The sequence below is a fragment of the Streptomyces sp. NPDC053069 genome (assembly GCF_044546895.1).
GTDB lineage: Bacteria > Actinomycetota > Actinomycetes > Streptomycetales > Streptomycetaceae > Streptomyces.
Window position 1 is genome coordinate 208,017 of sequence record NZ_JBITZN010000008.1, and the last position, 16,728, is coordinate 224,744.

At 72.0% G+C, this 16,728-nt stretch carries 16 protein-coding genes and 4 pseudogenes; 9 read left to right on the forward strand and 11 right to left on the reverse strand.

The window, feature by feature from the left end:
- Positions 1-498: 498 nt before the first annotated feature.
- Both ACIGXP_RS20525 and ACIGXP_RS20530 read right to left on the reverse strand, forming a co-directional pair.
- The gene (locus ACIGXP_RS20525; RefSeq protein ID WP_399770516.1) at positions 499-882 is read right to left on the reverse strand and encodes a hypothetical protein; all 384 of its coding nucleotides are present in this window, start codon (positions 880-882) and stop codon (positions 499-501) included.
- A 323-nt stretch (positions 883-1,205) separates the two neighbouring features.
- Positions 1,206-1,832: pseudogene (locus ACIGXP_RS20530) on the reverse strand (ATP-binding protein); the annotation flags it as partial.
- A 224-nt stretch (positions 1,833-2,056) separates the two neighbouring features.
- Between ACIGXP_RS20530 and ACIGXP_RS20535 the strand changes: the two are divergent.
- From ACIGXP_RS20535 to ACIGXP_RS20545, 3 genes and pseudogenes are all read left to right on the forward strand, one after another.
- Entirely contained in the window at positions 2,057-2,917 is an 861-nt protein-coding gene (locus ACIGXP_RS20535) for a helix-turn-helix domain-containing protein (RefSeq protein WP_399770153.1), read from the forward strand.
- Positions 2,918-3,172 (forward strand): DUF397 domain-containing protein, encoded by a 255-nt coding sequence (locus ACIGXP_RS20540; protein ID WP_023551555.1) that lies wholly within the window; start codon positions 2,918-2,920, stop codon positions 3,170-3,172.
- Positions 3,173-3,264: 92 nt separating this feature from the next.
- A pseudogene (locus ACIGXP_RS20545) lies at positions 3,265-3,579 on the forward strand (SAM-dependent methyltransferase); the annotation flags it as partial.
- 59 nt (positions 3,580-3,638) lie between these two features.
- Here ACIGXP_RS20545 and ACIGXP_RS20550 read toward each other — a convergent pair.
- Entirely contained in the window at positions 3,639-5,060 is a 1,422-nt protein-coding gene (locus tag ACIGXP_RS20550; RefSeq protein WP_399770156.1) for a PLP-dependent aminotransferase family protein, read from the reverse strand.
- Between the two features lie 46 nt (positions 5,061-5,106).
- On the opposite strand from ACIGXP_RS20550, the gene ACIGXP_RS20555 reads away from it, so the two are divergent.
- Positions 5,107-5,625 carry a carboxymuconolactone decarboxylase family protein gene (locus tag ACIGXP_RS20555; RefSeq protein ID WP_363213649.1) on the forward strand — a complete coding sequence of 173 codons (519 nt, stop codon included), beginning with the start codon at positions 5,107-5,109 and terminating at the stop codon, positions 5,623-5,625.
- 85 nt (positions 5,626-5,710) lie between these two features.
- Here ACIGXP_RS20555 and ACIGXP_RS20560 read toward each other — a convergent pair whose 3' ends face one another.
- The 3 genes from ACIGXP_RS20560 to ACIGXP_RS20570 all read right to left on the reverse strand — a co-directional run bounded on the left by ACIGXP_RS20560 (position 5,711) and on the right by ACIGXP_RS20570 (position 8,495).
- Entirely contained in the window at positions 5,711-7,198 is a 1,488-nt protein-coding gene (locus tag ACIGXP_RS20560; RefSeq protein ID WP_363213691.1) for a glutamate synthase subunit beta, read from the reverse strand.
- A gap of 377 nt (positions 7,199-7,575) precedes the next feature.
- The gene (locus tag ACIGXP_RS20565; protein WP_399770159.1) at positions 7,576-8,271 is read right to left on the reverse strand and encodes a DUF2293 domain-containing protein; all 696 of its coding nucleotides are present in this window, start codon (positions 8,269-8,271) and stop codon (positions 7,576-7,578) included.
- A 62-nt stretch (positions 8,272-8,333) separates the two neighbouring features.
- Positions 8,334-8,495, reverse strand: coding sequence for a hypothetical protein (locus ACIGXP_RS20570; protein WP_399770161.1), 162 nt, complete (start codon positions 8,493-8,495; stop codon positions 8,334-8,336).
- Between ACIGXP_RS20570 and ACIGXP_RS20575 the strand changes: the two are divergent.
- Positions 8,473-8,544, forward strand: a pseudogene (locus ACIGXP_RS20575) (winged helix-turn-helix transcriptional regulator); the annotation flags it as partial. The gene ACIGXP_RS20570 and the pseudogene ACIGXP_RS20575 overlap by 23 nt on opposite strands.
- 212 nt (positions 8,545-8,756) lie before the next feature.
- Positions 8,757-9,389 (forward strand): uridine kinase, encoded by a 633-nt coding sequence (locus tag ACIGXP_RS20580; protein ID WP_363213653.1) that lies wholly within the window; start codon positions 8,757-8,759, stop codon positions 9,387-9,389.
- Between the two features lie 29 nt (positions 9,390-9,418).
- On the opposite strand, the gene corA is transcribed toward ACIGXP_RS20580, so the two are convergent.
- Positions 9,419-10,546, reverse strand: coding sequence for a magnesium/cobalt transporter CorA (gene corA, locus ACIGXP_RS20585; RefSeq protein ID WP_363213654.1), 1,128 nt, complete (start codon positions 10,544-10,546; stop codon positions 9,419-9,421).
- A 178-nt stretch (positions 10,547-10,724) separates the two neighbouring features.
- On the opposite strand from corA, the pseudogene ACIGXP_RS20590 reads away from it, so the two are divergent.
- A pseudogene (locus ACIGXP_RS20590) lies at positions 10,725-11,513 on the forward strand (methyltransferase); the annotation flags it as partial.
- A gap of 138 nt (positions 11,514-11,651) precedes the next feature.
- On the opposite strand, the gene ACIGXP_RS20595 reads toward ACIGXP_RS20590, so the two are convergent.
- Positions 11,652-12,662: a carbohydrate kinase family protein gene (locus ACIGXP_RS20595; RefSeq protein WP_399770163.1), complete on the reverse strand. Its 1,011-nt coding sequence runs from the start codon at positions 12,660-12,662 to the stop codon at positions 11,652-11,654.
- Positions 12,659-13,567 carry a pseudouridine-5'-phosphate glycosidase gene (locus ACIGXP_RS20600; protein WP_399770165.1) on the reverse strand — a complete coding sequence of 303 codons (909 nt, stop codon included), beginning with the start codon at positions 13,565-13,567 and terminating at the stop codon, positions 12,659-12,661. Before ACIGXP_RS20600 ends, ACIGXP_RS20595 begins: the two co-directional genes overlap by 4 nt.
- A gap of 101 nt (positions 13,568-13,668) precedes the next feature.
- Here ACIGXP_RS20600 and ACIGXP_RS20605 point away from each other — a divergent pair, with 101 nt between their 5' ends.
- Entirely contained in the window at positions 13,669-14,100 is a 432-nt protein-coding gene (locus ACIGXP_RS20605; protein ID WP_363213657.1) for a VOC family protein, read from the forward strand.
- Positions 14,101-14,110: 10 nt separating this feature from the next.
- On the opposite strand, the gene ACIGXP_RS20610 is transcribed toward ACIGXP_RS20605, so the two are convergent.
- Both ACIGXP_RS20610 and ACIGXP_RS20615 read right to left on the reverse strand, forming a co-directional pair.
- Positions 14,111-14,665, reverse strand: coding sequence for a methylated-DNA--[protein]-cysteine S-methyltransferase (locus tag ACIGXP_RS20610; RefSeq protein ID WP_399770167.1), 555 nt, complete (start codon positions 14,663-14,665; stop codon positions 14,111-14,113).
- A gap of 41 nt (positions 14,666-14,706) precedes the next feature.
- Positions 14,707-15,576 carry a glycerophosphodiester phosphodiesterase gene (locus ACIGXP_RS20615; RefSeq protein WP_399770169.1) on the reverse strand — a complete coding sequence of 290 codons (870 nt, stop codon included), beginning with the start codon at positions 15,574-15,576 and terminating at the stop codon, positions 14,707-14,709.
- A 279-nt stretch (positions 15,577-15,855) separates the two neighbouring features.
- Here ACIGXP_RS20615 and ACIGXP_RS20620 point away from each other — a divergent pair, with 279 nt between their 5' ends.
- Positions 15,856-16,722 carry an MHYT domain-containing protein gene (locus ACIGXP_RS20620; protein WP_363213660.1) on the forward strand — a complete coding sequence of 289 codons (867 nt, stop codon included), beginning with the start codon at positions 15,856-15,858 and terminating at the stop codon, positions 16,720-16,722.
- The last annotated feature ends 6 nt before the right edge of the window (positions 16,723-16,728 follow it).

Sequence of the window (16,728 nt, forward strand, 5' to 3'; positions counted from 1 at the left end):
GGAGCGGTGGGGGCGTGCGGGGGGCTCTACGCGGAGGTGGGGCGGGGTGGGGACCTTGGCGGGGGGCGGCGGGGGTGGGGGCCTCGGGCGGGGCGGTGCCTGTTGGCGCCGCGGCCTGCGGGCAGTCATGCCTCCGCCGGTGCCCTGGGGCGATGGGGCCCAGGCGGCACGGGCGGGCGGGTGCTGCGGGACCTTCTCTGAAGGAGGCACCCCACCGACGCGGGCAAGCGAAGCCGGCCCCAGGGCGAGGGCGGCGCCTTCCTCTGGGGCAGAGGCTGGGCGGAAGGCTGGGCGGAAGGCAGGGTGTGGGAGGTCCGGCGGGGAGGAGGGCCCCGGTGGGGGACAGGGCCGCTGGACGGAGGTCGGTCAATCAGCTGACAGAGGTGCAGCCAACCAGAGGGCGCGGGGAACTGCGCGACGTGCCACGGACATCCGGCAGCCGCCCAGGAAACGGCATCCGGCACCTCCGTGGGCGCCTCGGCCGAGGCCGGCCCAGCGCTACGCCGGGACGGCCCGAGACCAGTCCGGGGCCGTCCCCGTCACCCGGCACAGGTTCAGATACAGCGGGATCGGCGGGGTGTACGGGACCGTGCCCTCCGGCCGGTGGATGAGCCGGGCAGCGCCGGTGACCAGGGCACCTGGGACGTAGTGGGCCGGGGACGGCCAGGGCAGGGCGTAGTCGGAGCCCGACGGTACGATCCACCACCAGCGGGCGCCGTCGGCGTACACACAGCCCAGCCGTGGCAGCCGGGGTACGACCAGCGGGCCGAGACGGTCGGGCACGGCAACGGCGTCACAGCCGAGCGGTGCGCTCATGTCATCCGGCACCATGAGCCGATGCGGCGCGTCCGGGGCGGACCGGCGGCGCTGCAACCGCACCAGGGTGTCGAGACCGAGGTTCGTGGTGGTGTGCCGGGTGCTGTCGGCCGGGCCGTTGCGGGCCGGACCGACACCGTCCCCGCGGTCGGCGTCGTAGCCGCCGGTCACGGGCGCTCCCCGGCGCGGCGCTGCTCAGGGGCCCGGTGCAGAGGCTGGTGCGGGGGCCGGTCCAGGGGTCGGTGCCGGTGGGGCTCCGGGACCTCGTGGCCTTGGTGTTGCTCCGGGATCTCGTGCCGGGGCTGCTGTTCCGGTACCCCGTGCCCGGGCTGCTGATCGGGTGCCCCGTGCCGGGGCTGCTGCTCCGGTTCCCGTTGCGGGGGCTGCCCGGAAGAGCGGCGCCGGCCCTCTGGGGGCTCGTCCTCGTCGGGGTCGTCCGGGCGGCCGGGCTTGGGGCGGGCGCCCCAGCCGAGGTCGTTGCGCGGCTCGGAGGTGTCGTGCGCCGTGTCGGTCCGGCGGGCCAGTTCGGCCCATACCAGCAGTCCGGGTCCGCATTCATGGGCGCCCCAGGCCCGGCACAGCGCGTCGACGAGAAGCAACCCCCTCCCGTGCTCCTCGTCGGGCCGCTGCGGGGACGGGTGGGGTTCGCCGGGGGCACAGCCCTCGTCGCGTACGGCTATGCGCACCGTGTCGTCGCGGTCGTGCAGCTCGCACACGACGCGACTGCTCGCGGTGTGCACGATCGCGTTCGTGACCAGCTCCGATATGACCAGGGCCGCGCTGTCGCAGGTGTCCGCGCACACCGACCAGCCGGTCAGCCGGGCATGCGCCAGACGCCTCGCCTGGGCGACGGAACCCGGATGTGCAGCCAGCTCGAAGCGGAACCGGCGCTCGGCCGTGCCCCGTTGGGGGACTGCCGTGACGGCACCGAGACCGGGTCGGTCTGCGGTGTCTGTTCCTAAGGGCGCGGACGGAATCACGCTTGCCACTATCTCCCCGCCGTGAACACTTGGCAAGTGTCACTCTGAAAATTGCAGAGTGCTGTGTGGCGCGGCGAGAGGCCGTGGCACACTGCTCGCAACAGCACGTCGAGCGGCGCCAATTGGGGTCATCGGAGATCCGACCGGTCTTCGAATGCACCTTCGAATGGCGCCGCAGGGCTGTCGGGAAACATTTCGGTGGAGCTGTCGGTGGAACTGTCGACGGAGCTCTCGGTGGAGCTTTCGATGGAGGTGGGAGCGTGAGCGAACCGCGGTCCGCGCCGACGGTGGGTCAGGTGGTCCTCGGCCGGCGCCTGCTGGAGCTGCGGGAACGCGCCGGACTGAAACGCGAGGACGCCGCCCGCGTCCTGCGCGTCGCGCCCGCCACCGTCCGCCGCATGGAGATGGCCGAGGTCGCCCTCAAGATCCCGTACGTGCAACTGCTGCTCAAGGCCTACGGCGTGGCCGACGACGAGGCCGAACTCTTCGTGCAGGTGGCCGAGGAGGCCAACAGGCCCGGCTGGTGGCAGCGCTTCCACGACATCCTGCCCGGCTGGTTCTCGATGCACGTCAGCCTGGAGGGCGCGGCGAGCCTCATCCGCTCCTACGAGCCGCACTTCGTCCCCGGTCTGCTGCAGACCGAGGACTATGCGCGCGCCGTGCTCAGGTCCGGAGCCATCGGCCAGACCAGCCCGGACGACATCGAGCAGCATGTCGCCCTGCGCATGCAACGCCAGCAACTGCTCACCCGTACCGACGCCCCCCGCTTCTGGGCGGTGATGGACGAGACCGCCCTGCGCCGCCCGGTCGGCTCTCCGGAGGTGATGCGCACGCAGATCGACAAGTTGCTCGAGGCCACGAAGCTGCCTCATGTAACGCTCCAGGTCGCCCCGTTCGCGAGCGGACCGCACCCGGGGACGTACGGGCCCTTCGTGCTGTTCCGATTCGCCGTGCCGGAGCTTCCGGACATGGTCTACAGCGAGTACCTGACCGGCGCCGTCTACCTGGACGCGCGCGCCGAGGTGGCGACCCACCTCGAGGTCATGGACCGCATGGCGGCGCAGGCCGCTACGGCACAACGCACGAAGGAGATCCTCCGGGATCTCCGCAAGGAGCTGTGAATGGATCGCATCGAGCCGCGCGGACACGTCTACAACGGCATGCCCGCTCGGGAGCTGGGCAGCGAGGGCTGGCACAAGCCCTGGAGCGGCGGCAACGGCGGGAACTGCCTGGAGGCGATGAAGCTGGCCGACGGCCGGATCGCCGTACGCCAGTCCACCGACCCGGACGGCCCGGCGCTGATCTACACCGCGGACGAGATGACCGCCTTCATAGAGGGGGCCAAGGCGGGGGAGGCCGACTTCCTGCTGTCCTGATCCGGTTCATGTGTTGCTTCTTGCTCAACTTCCTTATCCTGCTACCGACTTGATCATCCGCTGTGCCGGACGCTCGTCCCGACGCCCATGGAGTGCCGCATGACAGGGCAGGACCCCACGGTCGTCGTGATCGACACCAGCGGAACACCGGCATCCCCACCGAGCCGAACCTGCACCAGATCGCCCAGCAGGCCGCGCCCGAGGCCGGGTCGTCTCCTGCGACAACGACCCGATCGTGCCGGCCCACACGGCGGCCCTGTTGCGCAGCACACCGCAGGGCACCACCGAGTACCTGCATGCCGGCGTGCGCGACCCCGACGCGATATCGCTGGAGCCCGGCGGTCCTGGACCTCGGTCGACCGGTCGCCCTCTCCCTCGTCGCCCTGCTGCACTTCATCTCCGACGACACCGCCCCGCCGGCCGGCCGTCACGGGCCACGCGAACGAAAGCCGCCGTGTACGCCCCCTCACTCCGGCGGCAGCACCCCGCACAGCGCTTCCAGCGCCGCGCCGTACGCATGTTCCGGTGGTGAGGCGTAGCCGACCACCAGCCCGTCGGACGTCGGCATCCGCGTCGCCGGATGCCGGAACGCGGCCAGTCCGTCCAGGGCGACACCCTGCCACGCGGCGGCCTTCACCGTGGACCGCTCGGTGCCCGGCGGCAGCCGCAGCACCGCGTGCAGCCCGGCCGCGCTGCCCGTCACCTCGACATGCGGCGCGTGCACGGCGAGCGTGGCGACGAGCCGGTCACGCCGGCGCCGGTAGCACTGCCGCATCCGCCGCACATGGCGGTCGTACGCCCCGGAGACGATGAACTCCGTCAGCGCCAGCTGTTCCAGGACGCTCGCCCAGGCCTCCCGCTCACCCTTGGCCGCGAGCACGGGCTCCACATACCGCTCCGGCAGGACCATCCAGCCCAGCCGCAGCGCCGGTGACAGGCTCTTGCTGACCGACCCCAAGTGGATCACTCGTTCCGGATCGAGCCCCTGGAGCGCGCCGACGGGCCTGCGGTCGTACCGGAACTCGCCGTCGTAGTCGTCCTCCAGTACAACCGCCCCACGCGCGCGTGCCCAGTCGATCACGGCCGCCCGGCGCCCGGGGTGCAGCGGCCCGCCGGTCGGGAACTGGTGCGCCGGAGTGAGCAGCACGGCCCGCTCCCGCTCCAGTACGTCCACGCGTGCGCCGTGCTCGTCCAGCGGGAGCGGCACCGTGCGCACCCCGGCCGTGGCGAGCAGCCCCCGGTGGAACTCCAGTCCGTACGCCTCCACGCCGAGCGGGCCGTGCAGCACCGCGCCCGCCCCCTGGCCGAACAGCAGCCGCAGCGCGTGCGCGAAGCCCGAGCAGATGACGATCCGGTCCGGCTCGGTCCGCACCCCACGCGCGCGTGCCAGATATGCGGTCAGCGCCTCCCGCAGCTCCCGGCGCCCGGCCGGGTCGCCCGGCCCGAACGCCTCGCTCGGCGCCGCCCGCAGCGCCCGCCGGTAGCAGGCCGACCAGGCGGCCCGCGGAAACGCCGAGGCGTCCGGCGTGCCCTGCCGCAGATCGTGCCGAGGGCCACGCGGGCGTGGAGGTGCCTTCACGGGCGTCCGCGCGGCGTGTCGCAACGGCTCCGCACGGTCGGCCACCCGGGTGCCCGACCCCTGGCGGGCGGTCAGCCAGCCCTCCGCGACCAGTTCCGCGTACGCGTCCGCCACCGTGTTGCGGGCCACGCCCAGATCGGCCGCGAGTGACCGGTACGGCGGCAGGCGGGTGCCGGGCGCCAGCCGCCCGCTGCGCACGGCCTCCCGCAGCGCCCGGGTCAGCGCCGCCCGCCGCCCGCCCGGACCCGACAGCTCCAGGTGCAGATCGACACCGATCCGCTCCGCGGAATTGACCCATGATTCCGTCATGGAAATGCACCCTACAGCTGGTCTTTCGGGCTCATAGGTTGAAGCCATGACGACGAACACGACCGCCACCGCAGCCGACTTCACCGCCGCGATCAGCGAGGCCGACGCCGGCCGCTCCCGACTGGACTTCGCGAAGTCCGCCCCGAAGGTCTTCCGCGCCCTCATCGGCTTCGACGCCGCCGCCCGCGCGGGCCTGGACCCGGCGCTGGTCGAGCTGATCCAGATCCGCGCCTCGCACCTCAACCACTGCGCCTACTGCCTGCACATGCACACCAACGACGCCCGCAAGGCCGGCGAGAGCGAGGACCGGCTGCACATGGTCGCCGTCTGGCGCGAGGCCCGGCACTTCTTCACCCCCAAGGAACAGGCCGCCCTCGCGCTCACCGAGGCCCTGACCCTCGTCGCCGACGCGGGCGTCCCCGACACGGTCTACGCCGAGGCCGCCGCCCTCTTCGAGGAGGAGGAACTGGCCCACGTCCTGGCCCTGATCTGCACGATCAACACATGGAACCGGGTGGCCCTGTCGACGGGCAAGGTGGCGGGGACGGACGAGCGCAAGGGCTGACCCGAGCCGGCCGCGGCCGACGACCCGACCGCCTGCGATCCGCCGGCCAGGACGGCGAACGGTCACAGGAAACCGTCGGCCACACCTACACCCTCATCGGCCGATCCCTCGGAGAGACCGGCGCGGGCAACTGCGAACTCCCCATCAGATAGCGGTCGACGGCCGCCGCCACCGCCCGCCCCTCCGCGATCGCCCACACGATGAGTGACTGCCCGCGCGCCGCGTCCCCGGCGGCGAACACCCCGGGAACGTTGGTTGCGAAACCGTCGTCCCGCGCGATCGTGCCGCGCGGAGCGAGCTCCAGCCCCAACTGCCCGATCAGCCCGTCCCCCTGGTCCGGCCCGGAGAACCCGAGGGCGAGCAGTACGAGATCGGCGGGGAGCGTCTGACCGGTGCCGGGCATCGGGCGCCGCAACTCGTCGACCTCCACCAGGTGCAGCGACCGCACCCGCCCGCTGCCGTCCCCGGTGAAGCGGAGCGTGGACGCCGCGAACAGCCGCGCGTCCGCGTCCGCCGCCGGTGCCGTCCGCAGGTCCCGCGCCTCCTCGTGCGCGGCCGACAGCCGGTAGATCTTCGGGTACGTCGGCCACGGCTCGACGTCCTCGTCGCGCTCGGCGCCCGGCTGCGCGTAGATGTCCAGCTGGGTCACGGACGCGGCCCCCTCGCGCACCGCGGTCCCCAGACAGTCCGCCCCGGTGTCCCCGCCGCCGACGATCACCACGTGCTTGCCGGCCGCGGACAGCGGTGAAACCTCCAGGTCCCCCTCACACACTCGGTTCGCCAGCGGCAGATACTCCATCGCCTGGTGTATCCCGTTCAACTCCCGGCCCGGCACGGAAAGTTCCCGCCACGCGGTCGCCCCCGTGGCGATCACCACGGCGTCGTACCGTCCGCACAGCTCCACCGCCCCGACATCGCGCCCGACCACCGTCGACGTACGGAACTTGGTCCCCTCGGCCCGCATCTGCTCGACCCGCCGCTCCAGATGCCGCTTCTCCATCTTGAACTCGGGGATCCCGTACCGCATCAAGCCGCCGATCCGGTCGTCCTTCTCGTACACGGCGACCGTGTGCCCGGCGCGGGTCAGCTGCTGTGCCGCGGCGAGCCCGGTGGGCCCGGAGCCGATGACGGCGACCGTCCTACCGGACAGCCGGTCGGGAGGCCGTGCCGGGACGAACCCCTCCGCCCAGGCCCGGTCGGCGATCGCGCACTCGACGTTCTTGATCGTGACGGCCGGCTGGTTGATCGCCAGCACGCATCCCGCCTCACAGGGTGCCGGACACAGCCGGCCGGTGAACTCGGGGAAGTTGTTCGTCGCGTGCAGCCGGTCGCTCGCCGCGCGCCAGTCCTCCCGCGAGACCAGGTCGTTCCACTCCGGGATCAGATTGCCCAGCGGGCAGGCGTCGTGGCAGAAGGGGATCCCGCAGTCCATGCACCGGTCGGCCTGCTTGCTGATGATGGGCAGCAGTGCTCCCGGGACGTAGACCTCGTCCCAGTCCCGCACCCGCTCCTCGACAGGCCGCCGCGGCCACTCCTGGCGCGGCGTGGTCATGAACCCCTTGGGATCGGCCATGATCGTGTTCCTCGCGTACGGGGTGCCGCGCGGGCACCGGGTGTACGACGGGCCGTACGCCGATCGGGCGGCGTCCTGCAGCGCTCTTCCGGCGCTCTGCGGCACTCTTCCGGCCACGATACGTCCGCACCGACCACCGCGCAGAGCGACGGACAGCGCTTTCTGGCGAGGCCCTGGGCCCGGGCCGGACTCTGCCCGGCTCCCTTGCCAAGAGCCCTCGGGGAATGAGCAGGAAATGATCAGGGCGATCAGGGAGTGGTCAGGGAGTGATCAGGGCGATCAGGGAGTGATCGCGACCAGGGGAAACAGGGGATGAGCAGGGAATATCGGGGACGGCCAGTGGGCGTCCATGAGCGAAGAGCGCGGCGGGCTTGCCCTCAGCCCACGTCCGCCCCGGCGTCCTGCCAGGCCCGCAGCACGCTCTCCACGGCCGGGGCGATCCGGCGCCGTGCCTCGTACCGGGAGACACCCCGCATCAGCAGCTGGTCGTACGGAGTGTCCACATGCCGTACGGCCGCCACGACCGCCGAGATCACCGCTCCCTCCGACAACGCCCGCCCGGCCGCGCTGCGCCCGACGCGCCCGCTGCCCCGCGCGGACGCGTGCGCTGCGATGGCCCGCGCGCGGTCGGCCGGGCACCCGGGAAACAGCCGGAGGATCTCGGCCGCGAACGCCGCCGCGAAGCGTTCGTCCTCGGCCGCCCTGCGCCGCGCGTCCCGCGCCCGCCGCCGGCGCCGCGCCTCCGCGTCCACCAGACAGCGGGCCTCGGCCCGGGCCAGCGCCGCCTCCTCCACGAGCACGCCCTGCCGCTCATAACGGCCCTTGCGCCGGTTGAACCGCACCACCACGACCGACAGCCCGCTCTCCTCCCTCGACCTGCGGGTCAGCGCGGTGTCCCCGCGCGGCAGGAACACCAGGTGCCCGAGGTCCGCGCAGTGCAGGCAGCGCGGCGCCCCGTCCTCCAGCACGAGCAGCGACAGCGGCCCGCGCCGGCAAGCGGCACACCGCTTGGGCTTCAGCGCCTGGACGACGACAAGCCGACCGGGGGAGTGGGGACTTGAGGGAAGCGCCATACACGGTCCTTTCCCCGTCCCCGCCCGCGCGTCCCCTGCCCTCCCCACTCCTTCTAATGCTTCTACTTCTTCCGCTCCTGCTCTTCCTTCCGCGTGCCGCCCTCCTCCCCGTTCCGGAAGTTGAACACCGACACCCGTGTACGGTGCCGCAACGGCGTCTGGATCTCGTCCACCAAGGTCCTCAGCGAGACCCTGCGCGCGATGGAGCGCGACGGCTTGGTCACCCGCACCGCCCACGACGAGAACCCACCCCGGGTCGAGTACGCCCTCACCCCGCTCGGCCGCGCTCTGATCCCCCTCCTCGACGCGGCCCGTACCTGGAGCGAGACCCACGAGACCCATCTCCCGGCCCATTCACCACCCGCCACTGACAGGCGCCCTCACCTCGCCCTCCGCCGGCCGGGCCTCCCGCCCGCAGGCGCCTCCCGCTCCCTGGCAGGCATCCGCACCGCACCACCTCCCCACCACCCGGCATCATTGACCCCGTGCGACTCGAAGCGATCACCTGGGACCGGCTCGCCGAGCTGCTCGCCGACCGGCTGGCCGGCCTTGAGCCGGCCGACGGAAGCGCCTGGCCGCGCGTTGGCTTCGACGGGGCCCCGGCAGCCCGGCCCGGCGACCTCGCCGAGCGGGTCGGAGAGGCGCTGCGGGTGCGCGGCCGGCCCTCGCTCGTGGTCGGCGCCGAGGGCTTCCTGCGACCCGCCTCCCTGCGCCTGGAACACGGGCGGCGGGACGCGGAGTCGTACTACGGCGGATGGTTCGACACCGGCGCCCTGTGGCGCGAGGTCTTCGGCCCGCTGGACCCCGGAGGCAACGGACGCGTCCTGCCCGACCTGTGGGATCCGGCCACCGACCGGGCCACCCGCAGCCCCTATGTCCAACTCCCGCCCCGTGGGATCCTGTTGCTCCACGGCCCCCTTCTGCTGCGTCACTGGTTCCCGTTCGACCTCACCGTGCACCTCCTTCTCTCGCCGGGCGCCCTGCGCCGCCGCACCCCCGAGGCCGACCACTGGACGCTCCCCGCCTTCGAGCGCTACGAGTCCGAGACCGACCCGGCCGGCACGGCGGACGTCCTGGTGCGCGCCGACGACCCACGCCATCCCGCCTGGAGCGGCTGATCAGGACGGGCCGCCGCAGGCCCCGCGGCTCAGAGCCAGCCGTTGCGCCGAAAGCCCCGGTACAGCACCAGACACGCCCCTGCCATGACGGCCATGACCAGCGGATAGCCGAACGTCCAGTGCAGCTCTGGCATGTGGTCGAAATTCATGCCGTACACCCCGCACACCATGGTCGGTACGGCGATCACCGCGGCCCAGGCCGTGATCTTCCGCATGTCCTCGTTCTGTGCGACGGTCACCTGCGCCAGGTGGGCCTGCAGGATCGAGTTGAGCAGTTCGTCGAACGCGGCGATCTGTTCCTTGGCCCGGATCAGATGGTCGAACACATCCCGGAAGTAGGCCTGTATCTCCGGGGCGACCACCCGTATCGGCCGGGTGGCCAGGTCCTCCACCGGTCGGGCCAGCGGCACCACCGCCCGCTTCAGCTCCAGCAGTTCACGCTTCATCTGGTAGATGCGGCCGGGGTCGACGCGCGCGCCGTTCTCCGAGAACACGTCCGTCTCGACCTGGTCGATGTCGGCCTGGACCGCGTCGGTGACGTTCAGGTAGTCGTCGACGACATGGTCCGCGATGGCGTGCAGCACCGCCGCCGGCCCCTTGGCGAGCTGATGCGGATGGGCCTCCAGCTCCTCGCGCAACGGCCCCAGTGAGCCGTGCCGGCCGTGCCTCACCGTGATGACGAAGTCCTCGCCGACGAACACCATGATCTCTCCGGTGTCCACCACTTCGCTGGTCGCCGTCAGCTGTTCGTGCTCCACATAGCAGACGGTCTTGAACACCGCGAAGAGCGTGTTCCCGTAGTGCTCCAGCTTCGGGCGCTGATGAGCCTCGACCGCGTCCTCCACCGCCAGCGGATGCAGGTCGAACAGTTCGGCGATGCCGGCGAACTCACGGTCCGTCGGCTCGTGCAGCCCGAGCCAGACGAACCCCTCGCCTGTCTTGCGCACCATCCGCACGGCATCCACCAGGTCCGTGCACTGCGGCACGCGCACGCCGTCCTGATACGTCACGCAGTTCACCACCGACGAGCCCAGCGGCGACCTGGCGGGATGACTCAGGTCCACACGAGGGCGCCGCCGGGCCAGCCGCGCCATCCTGCGCAGCCCGCCTACCCCGCCCAACCCTGTGACCTTCCGCAGATTCCCCGCCATGGACATCTGGATCTCCTCGCTTGGATCTCCCTCGCGCAACGCTTCCGCGCCTTGCCCGGCAAGTCTGCCAGCCGAGGGCAAAGCGCGGGTAAGCGTGTGGGAATCGAGCGTTCCGCTTGGTTCCCGCCTGTGGACGCAACCGCCGGCCGGTCCGGACAAGCCGGGTGACCGGGATGATCGTGGCATGACGCCATCCGACGGATACCTCCTGGACAACCGGCAGAACGAGGCGGCACGGCGCTTCGACGCCTTCGCCGCCCTCTTCGATCCCACGACGTTCCGGCACATCGAGGCGTTCGGCGTCGGACCCGGCTGGCGCTGCTGGGAAGTCGGAGCCGGCGGTACCTCAGTGGTGTCCTGGCTCGCCGAGAAGGTGGGCTCCACCGGCAAGGTCGTCGCGACCGACATCGACACCTCGCGGCTCGCTGCCGCTGCCCGCCCGCCGGTGGAGGTACGCGTCCACGACGTCGGCGCGCAGGAACCACCGGGCGCCGGCTTCGACCTGGTCCATGCGCGGCTCGTCCTCGTCCATGTCCCGGACCGGGAGAGGGCGTTGCGGTCCGTGATCCAGGCCCTGCGGCCCGGCGGGCGGCTGCTGGTCGAGGACGCAGACCCCGCTCTCCAGCCTTTGACCTGTCCCGACGAGTACGGCCCCGAGCAGAAGCCGGCGAACCGGCTGCGCCAGGGCTTCCGCAAGCTGCTCGCCGAACGCGGCGCGGATCTGGCGTACGGCCGTAAACTCCCGCGTCTGCTGCGTGAAGCCGGCCTGAGCGGCGTCGAGGCCGATGCGTTCTTCCCGATGGCATCGCCCGCCTGCACCGCCCTCGAGGCCGCGACGGTCCGTCAGATCCGCGGCAGCCTCGTCGCCGCTGGGCTTGCCACCTAGGAGGACGTCGACCGGCATCTGGCCAACGCCGAGGCCGGCGGCATGGACCTGGTCACCGCACCGATGATCTCGGCGTGGGGGACGAAGGCCCGGACCGACGGCGCGCAAGAGCAGCCGCGCGGCTTCAACCGCTCTGCCCACGCCTCGCGGTGCCGCACAGGGTCGAGCCACCGCTGCCCGTGTCCCCATGGCGCTGGTCCCCATGGCACCGGCAGGTGACAGCCGTCACTCCTTGGCGCGACGGGTCCGCCCCTCGGGATGGCCGGCCACCGTGTCCCGCACACGGCGGTGTGCCTCGCACCCCGGCCTGCCGTCGTGCCGGCCGTCGCCCCCCGTGCCCGGTGGTCTGCCTCCCACCCGTTCCACCGCCTCCGCGCCCGCCCGGCAGCCCCGCGCCGCCGCCTCCTCCGGTGCCGCGCCCGCGAGCACGGCGGCGAGGAACGCGCCGGTGAAGGCATCACCGGCGCCCGTGGTGTCCCGGGGGACCGCCGGCGTCGCCGCGATCCTGGCCGGTGCGCTGCCGGAACGGGCCACCAGCGCGCCGGCCGTCCCCACCTTGGCCACCACCAGCGGAACGAGACGGCTCAGCTTGACCGCCGCGTCCGCCGGATCCGGCAGCCCCGTCAGCAGACACGCCTCGTCCCGGCTGGGCAGCAACACGTCCAGGCCCTCCGCGAACGCCAGGAAGCGATCCACGCCCAGGCGCACCAGGAAGCCCGCCGAAGCCGGATCCAGGCTGACCGGCACACCACGCGCGCGTGCCGCCGCGAGCGCCGTCCGGGCGAGTTCCCGGCTCGGTTCCGTGAACAGCAGATAGCCCGAGAGATGCAGCCGGGTGACACCGTCGAGCAACGCGTCCGACCAGTCGGCGGGTTCGAGCCGCAAAGACGCCCCGCTGTCCGTGAGGAACGTACGCTCCGCCGCCGCACCCGTGTCGACGAGGCAGATCACCGTCCCCGTCGGCGCCGTCGGATCGACCACCAGCCGGGGCCGCACTCCTGCCGCGACCAGCTCTCGCTCGTGCCACGCGGCAGCGTCCGCGCCGACCCGCCCGAGCAGCCGTACATCCGCACAGCCCGCGTACGCGGCCCAGCAGGCCACGTTCGCGCCCGCGCCGCCCGGCACCGTACGGATCGCGGCGGCCGTGTCGGTGCCGGCCGCGAGCGGGCCCCGGTGCCGGGCGACCACATCCGTGACCACGTCTCCGACGACCAGCAGGGCCCCGTCCGCGGTCATGCCCCGGTCCACGCCGTGGCGATCCGCGCCGCCAGCCGTACGTTGCCGCGCACGGCCGCCAGATTGGCGCTCAGGGAGGCGCCGTCGGTGTGCCGGACCAGGTAGTCCAGCAGGAACGGCGTGACCGCCTGTCCGGTGAGGCCCCGCTCCGCGCAGGCGTGCAGCGCGTCGGCGAGCACACGCGCGTGCAGCTCCGGATCGAGCTGCTCCTCCTCGGGGACCGGATTGGCGACGATCAGCGCCGACTTCGGCGCGTCGAGCGCGTCCTGGGCCCGCATGACGTCCGCGACCTGCTCCGGAGTCTCCAGCGTCCAGTCGACCGGATGCCCCGAGTCCGAGAGATAGAAGCCGGGAAACCGGTCCGTGCCGTACCCCGCGACGGCCACGCCCAGCGTCTCCAGCCGCTGCAGGGTCGCCGGCACGTCCAGGATCGATTTCACACCCGCGCAGACCACCGTGATCCTGGTGCGTGCCAGCAGACCCAGGTCGGCCGACTCGTCCTGGGTCACCGTCCACTCCCGGTGCACACCGCCCAGCCCGCCGGTGGCGAACACCCGGATGCCGGCGAGCGCGGCCAGCTGCGCCGTCGCCGACACCGTGGTCGCCCCGCTCGCACCCGCCGCCACGGCGAGCGGCAGGTCCCGGTGGCCCAGCTTGCGGATGCCGTCCTCGTTCGCGACCCGCTCCAGCTGCTCCTTGTCCAGGCCGACCCGGGGGCGGCCGTCGAGCACGGCGATGGTCGCCGGTACGGCGCCCTCCTGCCGTACCGCGTCCTCCAGCTCCAGCGCCACCTGCAGGTTCCGCGGGCGGGGCAGGCCGTGCGCGATGATCGTGGACTCCAGGGCCACCACCGGCCGCCGTGCGTCGATCGCTTCCCGGACCTCTTGCGACACCACCACAACCACGCGCACCGCCTCCTGTCCGTCGGTCCTTTCCCCATCTCTGGCGGGTGCCGGCCGTCGCTAAACGCTTGCGGCCTGTGGGGGACGCCACCAGCCTGGGCCGCATGAGGAAGAACAGCACGCGTCTTGACCACGTCGTCCTGTGGGTGACCGATCCGGTCGCCGCGACCGGCTTCTACCAGAATGCCGTCGGCCTGGAACCCGTGAGAGTCGCCGAGTACGCCGACGGAAAGACGGCGTTCCCCTCCGTGCGGGTCAACGAGGAGACCATCCTGGACCTCGTCCCGCTCACCTCCGCCGAGCGCATGAACATGCTGCCCGGCGCCGCGGATGCCGCCGGTCACCCGGTCAACCACATCTGCCTGTCCCTGCCCGCCGACGCCTTCGACGCCCTGCGCGCCCGGCTGGAGGAGCACGGCGTACCCATGAGCGACATGGGCCGCGACTCCTTCGGCGCCCGTGGCAGGGCGCCGCGCAACTTCTACTTCCGGGACCCCGACGGCAACGTCTTCGAGGCCCGGCACTACGACGACTAGCCGGGCCCGGTCAGAACAGCGGCTCGGGCAGCACGCCCTCGAGGGCGAGCAGCCTGCGCTTGGTCTCCAGCCCGCTCCCGAAGCCGCCGATGCCACCGTCGCTCTCCACGACCCGGTGGCACGGCACGACCACCGGCAGCGGATTGGCGCCCATCGCCATGCCGACCGCCTGCGCCCCGCCGGGCTGCCCGACCCGCCCGGCGAGATCGCCGTACCCCACCACCGTGCCGTAGGGCACGCCGGACGCCAGCTCGCGCAGCACCTGCCGGTTGAACCCGGAGCTCAGCGACCAGTCCAGCGGCAGGTCGAAGCCGTGCCGCTCGCCCGCGAAATAGGCCCGCAGCTGGCGTATCGCCTCGGCCAGCAGCGGCGAGTCCGGATCCTCCACGGGAGTGCCGCCCAGCCGGGCCGCAAGCCGCTCCAGGGCGCGGTCGCGCACCGCGTCCGTGGCGTGGAAGACCACGTTGACCAGGCCGTCACGGGTCGCCGCCAGCATCAGCGGACCGATGTCCGTGACCACCACGGCCCACGCCACCCGCTGCTCATCCTGCCCATCGCTGTCCATGCGCCCACGGTACGACCCGCCACTGACAACGCCCGTCCCGCTCAGTGCGGGTCCAGCGCCGCCCGCACCACGTCGGGCTTGTTGCTGATGATCCCGTCGACGCCGTAGCCCGCGACCCGGCGGGCGGTGGCCGCGTCGTTCACCGTCCAGGCGAACACCCGCAGCGGCTTGTCGTGCGGTCCGTCGACGGCGTGCACGGCGGAGACGTACGCCGGGGAGAGCGACTCGTACGAGGGATTGATGAGATCCGCGTAGGGCGCGTACTGGCGCAGTTGCGCCACGGTGGGCGACCCGAGGTAGGCCGTGGTGATCGCGGGCTTCAGCTGGTGCACGGTCCGGATGCTGTCCGCGCTGAAGCTCTGCACGATCAACCGCCCGAGGTGCTTGTGGTCCAGCCAGCCCTCGTTGCCCAGAAGCTTCAGCGTCTGCTGCTCGATGCCCGGGTACAGCTCCGGGTTCTTGATCTCCAGGAGCAGTTTCTCGTGGTTGTGTTCGACCCGGCACATGTACTGCTTCAGAGTCGGCACGCGCGTGCCCGCGTACGCCGGGGAGTACCAGCTGCCCGCGTCCAGCCGGGCGATCTCGGCGGCGGTGAAGTCCTTCACCTTCCACGGGGCCCGGCCGGGGAAGGCCTGCTCGACGTTCGTGGTGCGCTGCAGACTGTCGTCGTGGATGACGACCAGCTCGCCGTCCTTGGTGCGCTGAACGTCGTTCTCGACCCAGGAGAAGCCCAGCTTCGCGGCCTTGTCGATCGAGGCCAGCGTGTTCTCGGGAGCATAGGCGGAGGCACCCCGGTGGGCGATCACCGCGGGCACGCCGGTGTCGCCGGCCCGGGTGTCGGGGGTGGGGCTCGGCAGGACCGCCGTCCCCAGGACGGTGGCGGCCGCGGTGGCAAGTACGCGCGCATACATACAGACTCCTCGCGTCGAGCGAATACCGACAGCAACCAGAGTGACAGCAGACGGTCACCAGTACCCGGCGCACGATGGCCACACACCGAATGGAGATGTCCAGGTCCGCTCACCGGTACCGCACAAGTGAGGCAAGGCCGTGTTTCTTTGCCGGAAAATCGTTCGACCATTCTGGTGGGGGTCATACTCTCTGCGACAACCCTGACCGCCGACGCGGTCCTGGGCCGGGGGAGCAAATCGGTGATTCCGGGACGCAAGAGGGCGGAAGGGCAGCCGCGGATGCAAGGCACGGTCGACGGATTCAGCTACGGGGCCGTCACCCCGTTGGTGGCCTATCTGATGGCCTGCCTCGGCGGCGCCCTCGGCCTGCGCTGCACCACCCGGTCCCTGCTGGTCACGCACTCCTGGCGGCCCGCCTGGCTGGCCCTCGGCTCCGCCGCGATCGGCTCCGGCATCTGGACCATGCACTTCGTCGCCATGATGGGCTTCGCCATCAAGGAGACGCCGATTCACTACGACAAGTCGATCACCTACGCGAGCCTCGGCCTCGCTGTCGTCATGGTCGGGGTCGGGATCTTCATCGTCGGTTACCGGGGCGCCACCGGCACGCCCCTGTTCACCGGCGGCACGATCACCGGCCTGGGCGTCGCCTCCATGCACTATCTCGGCATGGCGGGCGTGCGCTTCCACGGGCGCTTCACCTACAACACACTCACCGTCGCCGCCTCCGTGGTCATAGCGGTCGTGGCCGCCACCGCAGCCCTGTGGGCCGCCGGGCGCGTCCGGGGCTTCCTGTGGAGCGTGGGGGCGAGCCTCGTCATGGGGCTCGCGGTCAGCGGGATGCACTACACCGGCATGGCCGCCCTCGGCGTCCATCTCGACGGCCTGACCCACACCGCCGGAGGTGCGCCGGAGCCGTCCGTGCTCGCACCGATGCTGATCGGTCCGCTCGCCTTCCTGCTCCTCGCGGGCGTCGTGGTGATCTTCGACCCGCTGATGGTCATGGGCCGGCCCGTGCCCAGGCCCATCGAACACAAACCGGGTGTCCCGGCCGCCGCCGTAGCCTCCCACCCGGACCGCCGTGCCGCCCTCCAGGAGGAGCGCCGCCCCGCGCACCACGTCTCGCGGACCCCGCAGAACCGCTGATCCGGA